Origin of the sequence: Pseudomonas sp. VE 267-6A (assembly GCF_024126555.1) — a bacterium.
GTDB classification, from domain to species: domain Bacteria; phylum Pseudomonadota; class Gammaproteobacteria; order Pseudomonadales; family Pseudomonadaceae; genus Aquipseudomonas; species Aquipseudomonas palmensis.
The window spans coordinates 14,574-29,277 of the sequence record NZ_JAMYBY010000028.1 but is presented as its reverse complement, the minus strand read 5'-3'; the positions used below and the strand labels follow the sequence as shown (position 1 = coordinate 29,277).

The following is a 14,704-nucleotide window of genomic DNA, read 5'->3' as shown; positions in this document are numbered from 1 at the left end:
TTTAATCCCGCCTGCACCGAGTGCCCCCTGGCTTCCCGGACATGGCAGACACTCACTGCCTGAACAGTTCCCCCGGCGTTGCCCCGAACAAGCCCTTGAACGCCACGATGAACGCCGACGTCGACTCATAGCCGCAACCCAGCGCCGCCTGGGTCACGCTCTGCCCCTGCTCCAGCGCCTGCAGCGACGACAGCAGGCGCATGCGCTGGCGCCAGGCGCGAAAGCTCAGCCCCGTCTCGCGCTGAAACAACCGCATCAGGGTCTTCTGCGAACGCCCCAGGCGCTCGGCCCAGTAGGCCAGGCCGGCGTCCTGCTCCGGGTGCGCCAACAATGCATTGCACACCTCGAGCAGGCGCGGGTGCTGCGGCAGCGGCAACGAAAAACCCACCTCCGGCAGCCCCTGCAACTGCTCCAGCAGCACCTGCACCAGATGGGCCTCGGGGCTCTCGCCTTCGGCGTAATCCACCGGGAACAGGCAGAACTGCTTGATCAGCTCACGGGCCAGCGGCGTCACCTCCAGCACCCGGCAGCGCGGCCCGGCCCACGCTGCATCGGCCTGACGCACATACAGGCTGCGCATTTCGGCGCGGGTCGAGGTAATCACCTCATGCTCCACCCCGGCCGGTATCCACACGCCCCACTGCGGCGGTGCAAAAAAACTGCCCTCGGCGGTGTACACCCCCAGCACCCCGCTGATCGCATAGGAAAACTGTATCCAGTCGTGTCGATGACGCGGCGTCCACGAGCCGGCCCCCAGGCTTTCGGCACGCGCATACAGTGGCCGCGGCAGGGCATCGAGCAGCGGGATTGGGCGTGGCAGCAGATTTTGTCCGTTACTCGGCATCGCTTGGCCTTGTGTCGCGAGACGGAAGAATGGCCACAGGTTAGCCTGCCGCTTCGTTATTACAAGATGATTCGCAGGCCCGCCTATGCAAGCTCACCTCAAGCGATTGGTAACCGACTGGTTTCTGTGCGGCATGTTTCTCGCCACCTTCCTCGCCTGGCTGTTCCCGCACTTCGGTGCCAGCGGCGGCTCGATGCACGCCGAATACGTGATCAACATCGGCGTGTTCGTGGTGTTCTTCCTGCACGGCATCAACCTGTCCAGCGAACAGATCCGCCATGGCCTGAAGAACTGGCGCCTGCACCTGATGGTGCAGGGCTTCACCTTCGTGGTGTTCCCGCTGCTGTGGTGGCTGGGCAACAGCGTGCTGGGCAGCCATGTGCCGGCGCTGCTGATGCTGGGCTTTCTGTACCTGTGCGCCCTGCCCTCGACCATCTCCTCGTCGGTGGCGCTGACCGGCAGCGCCGGCGGCAACGTGCCCGCCGCGATCCTCAACGCCAGCCTCTCCAGCGTGCTGGGCATCTTCCTGACCCCGTGGCTGGTGAGCCTGGTGGTGGGCAACGGCAGCGATGGCATCGACCTGGGCGCCACCCTGCTCGACCTGTGCGCCATGCTCCTGCTGCCGCTGGTGCTGGGACAGTTGCTGCGCCCGTGGCTGGGCCGCTTCTTTGCCCGCCACAAGCGCTACACCAACGTGATGGACAAGGTGGTGATCCTGCTACTGGTGTACGCGGCGTTCTGCAACTCGATGATCTCGGGGCTGTGGCAGCAGCAGGGTGGCTCGGTACTGCTCACCGCCGTTCTGGGCAGCGCGTTGCTGCTGGCGCTGATCCTGTGGCTGACCACCCGCAGCGCGCGGCTGCTCAGGTTCAGCCCGGCCGACGAGATCGCCGCAGTGTTCTGCGCCAGCAAGAAATCCCTGGCCGCCGGCGCACCGATGGCCGCATTGATCTTCGGCGCCCATCCCGGGCTGGGGCTGATTCTGCTGCCGATCATGATCTATCACCCGCTGCAGTTGATCGTGTGCTCGATCATGGCCGAACACTACGCCAACCGCCCGGCGCCCCTGGCCAAGGAGGCGCCGCTGGTCAGCGCTCGATGATCGCGGTCACGCCCTGCCCGCCCGCGGCGCAGATCGAAATCAGCCCGCGGCCCTGGCCGGCCTCGTCCAGCAGCTTGGCCAGGTTGGCCAGAATGCGCCCGCCGGTGGCAGCGAACGGGTGCCCTGCAGCCAGCGAACTGCCCTTGACGTTGAGCCTGTCGCGGTCGATGGCGCCCAACGGCTCGCTCAAGCCCAGCCGGCTCTGGCAGTAGTCGGCGTCTTCCCAGGCCTTCAGCGTGCACAGCACCTGGGCGGCGAAGGCTTCGTGGATCTCGTAGAAGTCGAAGTCCTGCAGGGTCAGGCCGTTGCGCTCCAGCAGTCGAGGTACCGCATAGGCCGGCGCCATCAGCAGCCCCTCCTGGCCTTTGACGAAATCCACCGCAGCATTCTGACCATCGAGAAAATACGCCTTGATCGGCAGGCCGCGCTCGCGCGCCCACTCTTCGCTGGCCAGCAGTACCACCGAAGCGCCATCGGTCAGTGGCGTGGAGTTGCCCGCCGTCAGCGTGCCCTTGGCGCTGCGCTCGAACACCGGCTTGAGGCTGGCAAGTTTCTCCAGGGTCAGGTCCGGGCGCAGGTTGTGATCGCGGGTCAGGCCCAGAAAGGGCGTGAGCAGGTCATCCTGCCAGCCTTCGGCAAACGCCCGGGCCAGGTTCTGGTGGCTGCGCAAGGCCAGCTCGTCCTGCTCGGCACGCCCTATCTGCCAGGTCTGCGCCATCAGCTCGCAGTGCTCGCCCATCGACAGCCCGGTACGCGGCTCGCCATTGCGCGGCAGCTCGGGCTTGAGGTGCCAGGGCCTCAGTTGCAGGAACACCTTGAGCTTGTCGCCCGTGGTCTTGGCCCGATTGGCCTGCAGCAGCAACTTGCGCAGCCCCTCGTTGACCGCAATCGGCGCATCGGAGGTGGTGTCCACACCGCCGGCAATGCCGCTGTCGATCTGCCCCAGGGCGATCTTGTTGGCCACCATCAGCGCGGTTTCCAGCCCCGTGGCGCAGGCCTGCTGCAGGTCATAGGCCGGGGTCTGCGGCGACAGCCGCGAGCCCAGCACGCATTCGCGGGTCAGGTTCATGTCGCGCGAGTGCTTGAGCACCGCGCCCGCCGCCACTTCGCCCAGTTGCAGGCCATGCAGGCCGAAACGCTCCACCAGCCCTTCGATTGCCGCAGTCAGCATCGCCTGGTTGCTGGCCGTGGCGTAGGGCCCGTTGGAGCGGGCGAACGGGATTCGATTGCCGCCGATGATCGCGACCCGACGTAAAGCGCGCATGCACAGACTTCCTTATTCCGAGACGGGATAGACCCGCTATAGCGTAGGTGTTTTTTCGCCAGTCGAACGACCGAAGGCGAAACATGGTCCACACTTTGGTGCTTAATTTCCGGGAGACGTTCACATGAGCGACCGCTATATCGACTTCGCCAACTCTTCATTCGGTCGGCGCGTGGCCGGTGCCGTCGGCCTGCCCACCCCCGCCCGCCTGGAGCGCTGGGAAGCCGGCAGGCTGCGCCCGGTCGAAGGCGCCCTGCTGCTCGGCGGCGGGCCGCTGGTGACGAACGTGGCCGCCTTTGCCAGGCGCCTGACCGACGAGGTCTACAGCTATGCCGATGAAAGCCTCGAACTGCCGGCCTGGGTCGCGGGCCTGGGGCCCAAGCTCAAGGCCGTGGTGTTCGACGCCAGCCACCTGACCGACAGCGACCAGCTCAAGCAACTGCGCGAGTTCTTCCAGCCGCTGCTGCGCAGCCTGGCTGCCAGTGCGCACATCGTGATCCTGGGGCGCGCGCCCGAATCGCTGGACGACCCGCTGGCCAGCGTGGCGCAGCGGGCCCTGGAAGGTTTCAGCCGTTCGCTGGCCAAGGAACTGCGCAACGGCGCCACCCTGCAACTGCTGTATGTGGACCCGGCCGCGCAGGACCAGCTCGAAGGCGCGCTGCGCTTCTTCCTCTCGCCCAAGAGCGCCTTCATCAGCGGCCAGGTGCTGCGCCTGACCGCCTGCGCCACCCAGGTACAGGACTGGTCGCGCCCGCTGGCCGGGCGCAAGGCGCTGGTCACCGGTGCGGCCCGCGGCATCGGCGCCGCCATTGCCGAAACCCTGGCCCGTGACGGCGCCGAGGTGGTGCTGCTCGACGTGCCCCAGGCCAAGGCCGACCTCGACGCCCTGGCCGCGCGCCTGGGTGGGCGCAGCGTGGCGCTGGACATCTGCGCCAGCGATGCATCGGCGCACCTGCTCGAAGCGCTCCCCGAGGGCATCGACATCGTCGTGCACAACGCCGGCATCACCCGCGACAAGACCCTGGCCAACATGACCCCCGAATACTGGGACGCCGTGCTCGCGGTCAACCTCAAGGCCCCCCAGGTGCTGACCCAGGCGCTGCTCGACGGCGGCGCGCTGCACGACAACGCACGCATCGTGCTGCTGGCCTCGATCAGCGGTATCGCCGGCAACCGCGGGCAGGCCAACTATGCCGCCAGCAAGGCCGGCCTGATCGGCCTGGCCCAGGCCTGGGCGCCGCTGCTGGCCAAGCGGGGTGCCAGCATCAATGCGGTGGCCCCCGGCTTCATCGAAACACGCATGACGGCGGCCATCCCCTTCGCCCTGCGCGAAGCCGGGCGACGCATGAGCTCCCTGGGCCAGGGCGGCCTGCCGCAGGACGTTGCCGAAGCCGTGGCCTGGCTGGGACAGCCCGGCAGTGGCGCGGTCAACGGCCAGGTGCTGCGCGTATGCGGCCAGGCCGTGATGGGGGCATGAGCATGGACCGACACTGGCACGATCTGCACCGCACGCAAGGGCTGAGCGGGCTGTACCTGAAGGCTGCGCGCAAGCGCAGCATCACCGGCGACAGCCTGCCCGCCAGCGGCCTGCACTGCGCCATCGGCGTGAATCCACAGCGCCTGCAGGCCTACCGCAAGCTCTGCCACTTCGGCGACGACAGCCACCTGCCGCCGACCTTCCCCCATGTGATGGCGTTCGCCCTGCAACTGCAACTGCTGACCGCCGACGACTTCCCGTTCCCGCTGCTGGGCCTTGTGCACCTGAACAACCGCATCCGCGTGGTGCGCCCGCTGGGTGGCATCGGCACGCTGCGCTTCAGCGTGTTCGTCGACAACCTGCAGCCCCACGCCAAGGGCGCGACCTTCGACCTGATGACCGAAGCCGAAGACAGCCTGGGGCTGCTCTGGCACGAGCGCAGCCGCATGCTGTGTCGCGGCGTCAAGCTCGAAGGCGAACCACCCGCCGTCGACACCCCTGAATCGCTGCCTCTGGGCGAGCTGACCCGCTGGTATGCCGACAGCGACATCGGCCGGCGCTACGCCAAGGTCTGCGGCGACTACAACCCCATCCACCTGAGTGCGCTCAGCGCTCGCCTGTTCGGGTTTCCCCAGGCCATCGCCCATGGCATGTGGAGCAAGGCCATGGCGCTGGCCGCGCTGCGCGGGCACCTGCCGCTCAGCGGCTACGAGGTGGATGTGGCCTTTCACAAGCCCGTGCGCCTGCCCAGCGAAGTGGTGCTGGAGGGCAGCGCAGTCGCACCCGACGGCCAGTTCCGCCTGGTAGGCCACGGCGACCTGGTGCACATGACCGGCAGTTGGCACACGCTGCACGAATCTTCTAGACCTGCCTGACGGACCGGGCGATAACGGTTTTCTTTGCCGGTAGCACACGATGAACAGCAACTGGATAGACCTGCGCCAGGAGCCCGATACCGGCATCGAGACCCTGCGCGCGCATTTTCGCGGGCATGCCTATGATCCGCACTGGCACGACAGCTACCTGGTGGGCGTGACCGAACAGGGCGTCCAGCAGTTCACCTGTCGCCGCGCCCGCCACCAGAGCACACCGGGCAAGGTGTTTCTGCTCGAACCCGGCGAGTTGCACGACGGCGATGCGCCCAGCCCCGAGGGCTTCACCTACCGCATGCTCTACCTCGACCCGCAATGGCTGGAGCGCGAGCTGCGCGGCTTTACCGAGCATGCCCCGCCCGCCAGCCAACCCGGTTTTGCCCACACCCTGGCCAGCGACCCGCGCCTGGCAGCGGCCACCGCGTGCGCCTTCCAGTCGCTGCACGAACCGGAGCTGCGCATGGTGCGCCAGGCGGCGCTGGACCAGTTGCTGGAGCACCTGAGCGGGCATCTGCAATGGCGCCGCCGGCTCGACCCCGACCCGCGCCTGCCGCTGGTGGCGCAAAGGGCGCGCGACTATCTGCATGCACACCTGCACCACGACATCGGCCTCGAGCAACTGGCCGCAGCTTGCAACATCGACCGCTTTCGCCTGAGCCGCGCCTTCAAGGCCGCGTTCGGCCTGGCGCCCCACGCCTACCTGGTGCAACTGCGCCTGGCCCATGCACGCCGGCTGCTGGCGGCAGGGTCGAGCCCGGCACAGGTGGCGCCAGCGCTGGGCTTTGCCGACCAGAGCCACCTGGGGCGCTGGTTCCTGCGCGCCTATGGCATGACCCCGGCACAGTACCGCAGGCGCTGCACAAAGCTTCCAGACTGACGCGCGCCAACACGCGAGCATGCAAGCCCCTCTACCAAGGAGCCTGCCCATGCTGGCCTTCATGCTGTTTGCCTTCGTTGCGTCCATCACCCCCGGGCCGACCAATTTCCTGGTACTGAGCAACAGCGCCAGCCATGGCCTGCGCGCTGCATTGCCAATCATCCTGGGGGCCGGTGCAGGGGCCGCGCTGATCGTCTGGCTGGTGGGCAGTGGCATGGGCGAGGCACTGTTCCGGGCCCCGGCAGTGCAGCCGCTGCTCAACGGGCTGGGCGTGGCCTGGCTGACCTGGCTGGCCTGGAAGATCTTTCGCAGCCCAGTGCAGGTGCAGCAATCGGGCGCGACGTCGGCAAGGCTCGGCCTGTGGGGCGCGGCGGCGCTGCAGGTGATCAACCCCAAGACGTGGATGATGGCGCTGGCGGTGGCCAGCGTGTTCATCGATGCCGCAGCCAGCGACCGCCTGCTGCAGGTGACGCACCTGAGCCTGGTGTTCTTCGTGATCGCGCTGCCGTGCCTGGGTGGCTGGGCCTTGCTCGGCAGCGGGGCGCGGCGCCTGAGCGGTTCGCCGGTGGTGCTGCGCCGGGTCAATCAGGGGCTGGCGCTGCTGTTGCTGGTGTCGGCCTGGGCCAGCCTCTGGCAGTGAGGCCCCATGCACCTGACACAGGGCTTGCAGGAGCCGGCGTTGCCGGCGAACAGGCCAGCACAATCCCCTGAAAAACCCGCCGACCCGCGCTAAGCTACGCCGCACGAGGAGAGCCCCCACCCATGAACCTGCAAGAACTCACCACCCGCCTGCACACCATCCGCGACAACAACGACTGGCGCGGCTTCCACAGCCCCAAGAACCTGGCCATGGCCGCCAGCGTGGAAATGGCCGAGCTGGTGGAGATCTTCCAGTGGCTCAGCGAGGACCAGTCGCGCCAGCTGTCCCCCGAGCAGCTCGAACACGCCGGCCAGGAAGTCGGCGACGTGGTGCTCTACCTGTTGCTGCTGTGCAGCGAACTGGGCCTGGACATGGACCAGGTGGTGCGCAGCAAGCTGGCCGACAGCGAACGGCGCTTCGCCCGATGAAAGACCGCCACTTCGACGCCCTGGCGACCCGCTTCGCCGAAAAGATCTACGGCGGCGCCAAGGGCGCCATCCGCCTCGCGGTGCTCCAGGCCGACCTCGCCGAAGCCCTGCCCGACCGCCCCCTGCGCGTGCTCGACATCGGCGCGGGCCTGGGCCACATGGCCCTGTGGCTGGCCGAGCGTGGCCACCAGGTGACCCTGGCCGAACCCGCCGCGCCGATGCTCGAGGGCGCCCGCGAACGCTTCGCCGCCGCCGGCCAGCCAGCCACTTTCATCCAGGCGCCCTGGCAGGAACTGCTTGGCCAGCTCACCGAACCCTACGACCTGGTGCTGTGCCACGCCGTGCTCGAATGGCTGGCCGAACCCGAGACCATCCTGCCGGTGCTGCACCAGCTCACCCGCACCGACGGCCTGCTGTCGCTGGCCTTCTACAACCGCGACGCACTGGTGTACCGCAACCTGCTCAAGGGCCATTTCCGCAAACTGCGCGGGGCCAGCCTGGCCGGTGAAAAGCAGAGCCTGACCCCGCAAAAACCACTTGATCCGCGCGAACTCCGGGCGCACCTTGAAGGTCTGTGGGATATACACAGCGAGAGCGGTGTACGGGTGTTCCACGACTACATGCCCGTCGAGTTCCAGGCCAAGGCAGAACTGCTCGACCTGCTCGAAATGGAACTGGCGCACCGCCGCCACCCGGCCTTCGCCGGCCTGGGCCGCTACCTGCACTGGATGTGCCACCCACGCTGAGTACCGAGCCGTGTCTGCCGGGAGACTGCCATGCCGTACCGTTTGATCCTGGGCCTGCTGTGCCTGGCCCTGGCCGCCTGCCAGGGCAGCAACCCGTATGTGGCCAGCTCCCGACCGCTGCCGCCGGCCCCGCCCCAGGCGGCCACCACCTTCGACGCCAGCGCCTACCCGGCACCAGCCCGTGACTATGGCCGTTACCGCAGCTGGTCATGGCGCAACGGCCAGCTCCCGGCCGGCAGCGCCTCCAGCGACCCGGCCGAGCTTGCCGACGCAGTCAGCGCCGCCCTCGACCAGCGCGGCCTGCGGCCTGCGCGCAACACCCGCAGCGACCTGCTGGTCAGTGCCGACCTGCGCATGGAACGGCGCCTGCGCCAGGTGCGCGACGATTACTACCCCTATGACGACTACGGCTACGGGGGCATCGGCTACAACCGCTACGGCGGCTATCGCAACGGCTATGGTGTGTATGGCAGCGTGCCGATCATACGCACCTACCAGGTCGACGTGATGGTGGTGCGCCTGGACCTGTTCGATGCCGGCAGCGGCCAGCCGGTCTGGAGCGCCAGCGCAGAAACCACCAGCCAGGGCTCACCGAGCGAGCGCGCCCGCGCCCTGCGCGATGCCGTGCACAAGGCCCTGGATGGCTACCCCCCAAGCTGAAGGCAACCGGAGAATCATCATGCTGCGCCGTCTCGCTCTACTCCCCCTGTTCGCTCTGCTGGCGCTGCTCGGCGCCTGCCAGAGCAACAACGTCACCCAGGACTTCGATGCCAGCCGCGACTTTGCGGCCTACCGCAGCTGGAGCTGGCAGGAGCCGGCCCTGCAATATCGCCCGGACGACCCGCGAATCAAGAGCGACCTCACCGAGCAGCGCATCCGTCAGGCCGTCAGCGAACAGCTCGACCAGCGTGGCCTGCGCCCGGCCCAGGGCAACGCCAGGGGTGACCTCAAGGTGCAGACCTACCTGATCGTCGAAAACCGCCAGCAGCAGATCACCACCAACTACGGCGGTGCCTGGGGCGGTTACTGGGGTGGCTACTGGGGCGGCCCGGCCTACAACGAGACCCGCAGCGTCGACTACAAGGTCGCCACCATCCAGGTCGACCTGTTCGACAGCCGCGACGGCAAGCTGGTATGGCGCGGCAGCGCCGAGCAGATCATGAACAACTACCCGCCCGGCCCCACCGAGCGCAACACCGCGATCCAGAATACCGTGGCCAAGGTACTGGCCAACTACCCGCCCCACTGAGCCGGCGATGGCCGGTCGCCACCTCAAGGCGACTGGCCATTATCTTGACTACACTTCTTTGACGCATGCGTTCGCGCACGGCCTGGTGCCGGCAAAGGAGTGCTCGTGGCTACCCGATTCCCAACCCGGCAGCGTGGCGCGATCGGCCTGATGGCCGCCCTGACACTGGCCCTGGCGCTGGTGTTCGCCCTGTTGGTGATCGATAGCGGGCGGCTCTATCTGGAACAGCGTTCGCTGCAGCGGGTGGTCGACATGGCCGCCCTCGAAGCGGCTGGGCAAAGTGCGGTGTGCACCGGCAGCGGCCCGCAGGCGGCGACCGTGGCCCAGGCCAGCGCCGCACGCAACGGCTTCGCGCCCGGCGCCAAGCATACCCTGGCCACCACCTGCGGCACCTTGCAGACCGGTGCCGGCAGCCGGCGCACCTATACCGTCAACCCGAGCAAGAGCGAAGCGATCCGGGTCAGTGCCAGCAGCGCCGTGGCCACCAGCATTGCCGCCGGTGTACAGGCCCTGCTGAGCGGCGGCGCCGTGCCGGCCACCATCACCCTGCACGCCAGTGCGGTGGCCTCGCTGCCCAAGCCACCGCAGGCGATGCTGCGTCTCAAGAGCACCCTGCTGACCATCGACACGCGCAAGGCCGATATGCTCAACGCCCTGTTCAGCGCACTTGGCGGCAACGTCAAACTCGATGTGTTGAGCTGGCAGGGCATCGCCGATGTCAACGTCGACCTGCTGAGTTTTCTCGATGCCCTGGCCATCAAGGCCGGGGTGCAGGTGGGCAATTACGATGAACTGATGGGCAAACAGCTGCACCTGACCGACCTGCTCGATGTCGCCGTCGACCTCGCCCGGCGCGGCGGCGCGGCGGCCCAGGTGGTGACTGACCTCGGCAAGCTGGTACTCGGTGCCGGCAACAACCCGCTGATCAAGCTGGGCGATATCCTCGATATCCAGAACGGCGCGGTCCAGTCCGGCCTGGATGCCCAGATGCAACTGCTGCAACTGCTCAAGGCCTCGGTGATGCTGGCCAACAAGAACACTGCGGCCACCGCCGAGGTGCCGCTCAACATCCCGCCGCTGGTCAAGGCCAACCTGCGCCTCAAGGTCATAGAACCCGAACAGATCTCCGCCGTGGGCAACCCGCAGTACGACACCATCAAGGTGCACACCGCTCAGGTCCGTGCGCTGGTCAGCCTGGAGCTGCCGCTGCTCAACAGCATCACCGGCCTGCTCAACGCCGTGCTCGACCTGGCCGAACCGCTGACCAACGTGGTCAGCAACCTGCTCAGCCTCAATCTGGTGGCCACGCTGGAGTCGGTGTTCTGCCTGCTGGCGATCCCGTGCAAGGTCAGCGACGTCCGTTTGCTGCCTGGGGTGGTACACCTGGACATCGGCCTGGAAGTCGCCAGCGCCAGCAGCCAGGTCACCCGCTACAGCTGCAAGCCGGACAAGACCCTGACCGCCAGCACCCGCAGTTCGGCGCTCAACGTTTCGGTGGGCATGTTCAGCGATCCCCAGGCCTTTTTCAGCACGGGCAACACCGCCATCTCGCCGCTGCCGCTGATCGACATCGGCAGCAAATACTGCACGCGCTTCCTGATACTGCCGTCCACCTGCGGCGCGCGCACCGCCTTCGCTGGCGGTGGCGTAGGGCTCAAGGTCAATGCGCCGCTGCTGGGCAGCAACTCCACCGGGCCTGCCACCGACCTGCTGTTTCGCAACGCCAGCGCACCACCGGACATCGACCTGCCACCGGCCTACATGGCCACCTCGGCCAGCGATATCGTGCAGAGCCTGAACAACACCATCAATGGCATCGAGCTGCAGGTGTACCGCCCGCTCAACGGCAACCTGCTCGGCAACGTGCTGGTGGTGGCCGGCAACCTGCTCGATGACGTCAAGGCGCTGCTGCAGCCAGTGATCAGAAACCTGCTCGGCAAGTTGGTCGACCCGCTGGTCAACACACTGCTCGAGGCACTGGGGCTGGACCTGGTGAACGTCGAGGTCGGTGCCAACCTCACCTGTGACGGCAACCGCGCTCAGCTGATGCTCTGAACCGGCAGCTCGATCACGAAACACGCGCCCTCGGCGCCATTGTGTGCGCTGAGCAACCCGCCCATGCCCTCGATGATCCCGCCACTCACCGACAGGCCCAGCCCGGTACCCACGCCGCTGGGCTTGGTGGTGAAGAACGGCTCGAAAATCCGCTCCAGCAGCCGCGGGTCGATGCCGCCGGCATTGTCGCGCACCTGCAGGCGCACCCCACCCGCCACCGGCTCGGCCTCCACCGCGATCCAGGGGCGCAACTGCGGGTCGGCCTCACGCCGGCCCAGCAAGGCGTCGCGGGCATTCACCACCAGGTTGATCAGCACCTGCTCCAGCTGATCGGCATGGCCGCGCACATGGCAGCCGCTCAGCGCCGGGCCCAGGTTCAGCGCCACGCCCTTGCCAGCCAGGCCGTCGGCCAGCAACGACACGGCACCCTCAACCGCCTGCCAGGGCTCGAACAGTTGCTGTTCGACCTCCGAACGCCGCCCGAACACGCGCATGTGGTCCACCACCTTCGAGGCCCGCAGCACCTGCGCATCGATGCGCCTGAGCTTGTCCTGCAGGTATTCCACCTGCACGTCGCCGTTCTCCAGGCGCTTGAGCGCGTTGACCACCGCCATGCGCATCACGTTCAACGGCTGATTGATCTCGTGGGCGAGACCGGTGGCCATTTCGCCCAGGGTGGCCATCTTCGCGCTCTGCAACAGCTGCTGCTGGCTGCGCCGCAGCGCCGTGTTGTCGCGCCCCACCGCCTGTACCTCCAGCAGACGGCCCTGCTCATCGAACAGGCCGCGGTCGGACCACACCCACCAGGCATGTTCGCGCCCCGGCAGCTCCAGGCAGATTTCGGCACTGCTCACCGGCTGCTGCGGGGTCAGGCCGGCCAGGCGCTGCACGAACGCCTCGCGCTGGGCCGGCGACATCCACTGCCCCAGGTCGCTCCCGGGCAACTGGTCAGGTAGGCACTCCAGGTAGTCGGCCAGCGGGCGGTTGCCGAACAACACAGTCAGGTCGGGCCGGTAGCGGCAGATCATCGCCGGTGAGTCCTCCACCAGCACCCGGTAACGTTCCTCGCTCTCGCGCACCCGCTCGGCGGCCAGGGTCGCCTCGGTCACGTCGAGCCAGATACCCACGGCTTCCACCGGCAGGCCCAGGTCGTCACGCAGCAGGCGCGCTTCATCCAGCACCCAGTGGTAGATGCCCTGCGCATCGCGCAGGCGGTAGCGGCTGCGCACCTGGCCCTGGCGCAGCAGGTCGCGGGTACGTTGCAGCCACAGCGCCTGGTCGTCGGGGTGTACCCAGTGCGCCGGTTGCAGGTCGGCAGCGGGCGTCCAGCCAAGCAGCGGCTGCAGGCTGGCACTGAAGAATTCGGCCTGCAGCGCGCCGGCGTCATAGCGCTGGATATAGATCACTGCCGGCGAGCTGGCGATCAGGTTGTCCAGCCGTGCGTGCGCGGCACTGGCCTGCTGCTCCTGGGCCTTGATATCGCTGATGTCGAGCATGAAACCCTGCAGACGTCGCTGCTGCCCCTGCCCGTGCACATCGCCACAGATGCGGTACCAGCGCAGCGACGCGGCCTGCAGGCGCACGCACAGTTGCAGACTGCAGCCCTCGCGCTGCAGCGCCTCGAACGCCAGTTGCGCCGCCTCCCGGTCGGCCGGGTGCAGCAGCGCCCACCAGGCCGGCAGCGCCAGTTGCGCACTCACGCCGAAACTGGCCGCCAGCCCCGGTGCCAGGTGCAGGTAGGGCTCGCGCAGCGACCACTCCCACCAGCCCGCACCGAGCAACCCCTGTACATTGTTCAGGCGCTGCTGGCTGGCCTGCAGCCGGTCGCCCGCCAGGCGCGCCAGCAGCGGCTCGGCCATGGCATCGAGCAGCAGGGGGGCCGCCTCGGGCCGGGCATGCCCGCCCTCGTCCGCGCACAGCAGCCAGGCCTGGGCCTGATGCTGCTGCGCATGGCCCACCACATACAGCGGGTGAGTCGGGCAGAGCACCTGCAAGGCCGGAAACTCGGCGCTGCACAGCACGCGCCCCGACGGCAGGTGGTCGAGTACCGCGCTCAGGCGTGCATCGTCGGCCCAGGGCACGCTCGATGCGTCCCGCGCGAAGGTGTGCCAGCCGCCAGGGGTGCGCAGCAGCAGCGCCGCCCAGCCCATGCGCCAGTGCCAGGCCAGGCGCTGCAACTGCTCGGCGGCCACCTGGGGCAGGCGCTCCAGGCTGCAATCGCGCAGTGCTGCGCCGACCTGGCGGGCCAGTTGCTGCTGGCGCCGGGCATCCTGGCCCTGCTGACGCTGCTGCAGCAGATCGCCCACATCGAATAACTGCAACAGCCAGTCCTCGCCCTGGGCCAGCAACCAGCCGCGGGTGTGCAGGGTGCTGCCATTGGCGGTTCTGAAGTCCAGGTCCAGCGGTTGTGCCTGCCAGTCGGCGGGGTCGCCTTCGAGCACCAGCAGGCTGTGCGCCTGCACGTAGTCCTGCACCCGCGCAGCAGTCTGCGCGGGCAGCGCCAGGGCACTGCGCAGCGGGCCGCCCAGACGCAGCACGCGGCCCTTGTCATCGAGCCACAGCTGCAGGCCCACCGCCGCCGGTACCGGGGCCTGCGGTGCGGCCACCGCGGCGGCCGGGCGCCCGCGCCAGCGATCGAACAGGCCGTGGCCACCGCTCAAAGCTGAAGGCTCGCGGTGGCGCCAAGGGTTGCCGGCAGGCGTGGCACCTCGCCCACCACCGGCAGGTCGAGCACCGGCAGCACCGTCGTGAGCCGGGCCTTGGCGTAGTTGATGCGCACGGTCAGCAGGTTGGTGTTGCTCAGGGTCACGACCGCGTCGGTGCCGGGCTGGAACTTCAGCGTTCCCGGCATCCACGCCAACTGCTGGGCCAGTACCTCGCGGGCCAGTGCCGGCACATCGGTGCGGTAGGTGGCGCTGGTCGGGTCCAGCGCCATGCAGCGACGCACCGCCTCGCTGCTGGCCTGGTGGAACGACTGCAGCATCAGCAGTGGCAGGGCGTAGCTGACCACCCCGTAGAACACCGCGAAGAACACCACGAACACGGCGGCGAATTCGATCGCCGCCGCACCTTTTTGCCGTCTTGCAAGGCCTGCTTTCATGATCGCGTCTACCCTGACAATGACACCCGCAATCAAGCATAGAATCAATC

At 67.9% G+C, this 14,704-nt stretch carries 14 protein-coding genes; 10 read left to right on the top strand and 4 right to left on the bottom strand.

Annotated elements, in window-relative coordinates; all coding sequences use genetic code 11:
* Window positions 1-52: 52 nt before the first annotated feature.
* Window positions 53-844, bottom strand: coding sequence for a helix-turn-helix domain-containing protein (locus NJH59_RS24530; protein WP_210014670.1), 792 nt, complete (start codon window positions 842-844; stop codon window positions 53-55).
* Window positions 845-929: 85 nt separating this feature from the next.
* On the opposite strand from NJH59_RS24530, the gene NJH59_RS24525 reads away from it, so the two are divergent.
* Complete coding sequence (locus NJH59_RS24525) at window positions 930-1,946, top strand: bile acid:sodium symporter family protein (protein ID WP_253087418.1); 1,017 nt, start codon at window positions 930-932, stop codon at window positions 1,944-1,946.
* On the opposite strand, the gene NJH59_RS24520 is transcribed toward NJH59_RS24525, so the two are convergent.
* Complete coding sequence (locus NJH59_RS24520; protein WP_043860950.1) at window positions 1,933-3,210, bottom strand: acetyl-CoA C-acetyltransferase; 1,278 nt, start codon at window positions 3,208-3,210, stop codon at window positions 1,933-1,935. The two genes, NJH59_RS24525 and NJH59_RS24520, sit on opposite strands and share 14 nt — an antisense overlap.
* 124 nt (window positions 3,211-3,334) lie before the next feature.
* Between NJH59_RS24520 and NJH59_RS24515 the strand changes: the two genes are divergently transcribed.
* The 9 genes from NJH59_RS24515 to NJH59_RS24475 all read left to right on the top strand — a co-directional run bounded on the left by NJH59_RS24515 (window position 3,335) and on the right by NJH59_RS24475 (window position 11,554).
* Complete coding sequence (locus tag NJH59_RS24515) at window positions 3,335-4,687, top strand: 3-oxoacyl-ACP reductase (protein WP_058540781.1); 1,353 nt, start codon at window positions 3,335-3,337, stop codon at window positions 4,685-4,687.
* 2 nt (window positions 4,688-4,689) lie between these two features.
* A complete protein-coding gene (locus NJH59_RS24510) occupies window positions 4,690-5,562 on the top strand; it encodes a MaoC/PaaZ C-terminal domain-containing protein (RefSeq protein ID WP_058540782.1) in 873 nt (290 codons plus the stop codon).
* A 40-nt stretch (window positions 5,563-5,602) separates the two neighbouring features.
* Window positions 5,603-6,436, top strand: a complete 834-nt coding sequence (locus tag NJH59_RS24505) for an AraC family transcriptional regulator (RefSeq protein WP_043860947.1) — start codon at window positions 5,603-5,605, stop codon at window positions 6,434-6,436.
* Between the two features lie 49 nt (window positions 6,437-6,485).
* A complete protein-coding gene (locus NJH59_RS24500; RefSeq protein ID WP_104572955.1) occupies window positions 6,486-7,076 on the top strand; it encodes a LysE family translocator in 591 nt (196 codons plus the stop codon).
* 122 nt (window positions 7,077-7,198) lie between these two features.
* Entirely contained in the window at window positions 7,199-7,504 is a 306-nt protein-coding gene (locus tag NJH59_RS24495; protein WP_043860945.1) for a MazG-like family protein, read from the top strand.
* Window positions 7,501-8,250 (top strand): methyltransferase domain-containing protein, encoded by a 750-nt coding sequence (locus tag NJH59_RS24490; RefSeq protein WP_100632880.1) that lies wholly within the window; start codon window positions 7,501-7,503, stop codon window positions 8,248-8,250. The genes NJH59_RS24495 and NJH59_RS24490 overlap by 4 nt, the downstream gene beginning before the upstream one ends.
* Before the next feature lie 30 nt (window positions 8,251-8,280).
* On the top strand, window positions 8,281-8,910 hold the full coding sequence (locus NJH59_RS24485) for a DUF4136 domain-containing protein (RefSeq protein WP_043860943.1): 630 nt from the start codon (window positions 8,281-8,283) through the stop codon (window positions 8,908-8,910).
* A gap of 19 nt (window positions 8,911-8,929) precedes the next feature.
* On the top strand, window positions 8,930-9,499 hold the full coding sequence (locus NJH59_RS24480) for a DUF4136 domain-containing protein (RefSeq protein WP_123753268.1): 570 nt from the start codon (window positions 8,930-8,932) through the stop codon (window positions 9,497-9,499).
* Window positions 9,500-9,604: 105 nt separating this feature from the next.
* Window positions 9,605-11,554, top strand: a complete 1,950-nt coding sequence (locus tag NJH59_RS24475; RefSeq protein WP_253087417.1) for a pilus assembly protein TadG-related protein — start codon at window positions 9,605-9,607, stop codon at window positions 11,552-11,554.
* On the opposite strand, the gene NJH59_RS24470 is transcribed toward NJH59_RS24475, so the two are convergent.
* Together NJH59_RS24470 and NJH59_RS24465 are read right to left on the bottom strand one after the other, a co-directional pair.
* The gene (locus NJH59_RS24470) at window positions 11,539-14,214 is read right to left on the bottom strand and encodes an ATP-binding protein (protein ID WP_253087416.1); all 2,676 of its coding nucleotides are present in this window, start codon (window positions 14,212-14,214) and stop codon (window positions 11,539-11,541) included. The two genes, NJH59_RS24475 and NJH59_RS24470, sit on opposite strands and share 16 nt — an antisense overlap.
* Window positions 14,211-14,654 (bottom strand): TadE/TadG family type IV pilus assembly protein, encoded by a 444-nt coding sequence (locus NJH59_RS24465; protein ID WP_043860940.1) that lies wholly within the window; start codon window positions 14,652-14,654, stop codon window positions 14,211-14,213. The genes NJH59_RS24470 and NJH59_RS24465 overlap by 4 nt, the downstream gene beginning before the upstream one ends.
* Window positions 14,655-14,704: the final 50 nt, after the last annotated feature.

Coding starts and splice junctions, on each gene's coding strand:
- NJH59_RS24530 (WP_210014670.1), bottom strand. CDS start 844: ATGCCGAGTAACGGACAAAATCTGCTGCCACGCCCAATCCCGCTGCTC.
- NJH59_RS24525 (WP_253087418.1), top strand. CDS start 930: ATGCAAGCTCACCTCAAGCGATTGGTAACCGACTGGTTTCTGTGCGGC.
- NJH59_RS24520 (WP_043860950.1), bottom strand. CDS start 3,210: ATGCGCGCTTTACGTCGGGTCGCGATCATCGGCGGCAATCGAATCCCG.
- NJH59_RS24515 (WP_058540781.1), top strand. CDS start 3,335: ATGAGCGACCGCTATATCGACTTCGCCAACTCTTCATTCGGTCGGCGC.
- NJH59_RS24510 (WP_058540782.1), top strand. CDS start 4,690: ATGGACCGACACTGGCACGATCTGCACCGCACGCAAGGGCTGAGCGGG.
- NJH59_RS24505 (WP_043860947.1), top strand. CDS start 5,603: ATGAACAGCAACTGGATAGACCTGCGCCAGGAGCCCGATACCGGCATC.
- NJH59_RS24500 (WP_104572955.1), top strand. CDS start 6,486: ATGCTGGCCTTCATGCTGTTTGCCTTCGTTGCGTCCATCACCCCCGGG.
- NJH59_RS24495 (WP_043860945.1), top strand. CDS start 7,199: ATGAACCTGCAAGAACTCACCACCCGCCTGCACACCATCCGCGACAAC.
- NJH59_RS24490 (WP_100632880.1), top strand. CDS start 7,501: ATGAAAGACCGCCACTTCGACGCCCTGGCGACCCGCTTCGCCGAAAAG.
- NJH59_RS24485 (WP_043860943.1), top strand. CDS start 8,281: ATGCCGTACCGTTTGATCCTGGGCCTGCTGTGCCTGGCCCTGGCCGCC.
- NJH59_RS24480 (WP_123753268.1), top strand. CDS start 8,930: ATGCTGCGCCGTCTCGCTCTACTCCCCCTGTTCGCTCTGCTGGCGCTG.
- NJH59_RS24465 (WP_043860940.1), bottom strand. CDS start 14,654: ATGAAAGCAGGCCTTGCAAGACGGCAAAAAGGTGCGGCGGCGATCGAA.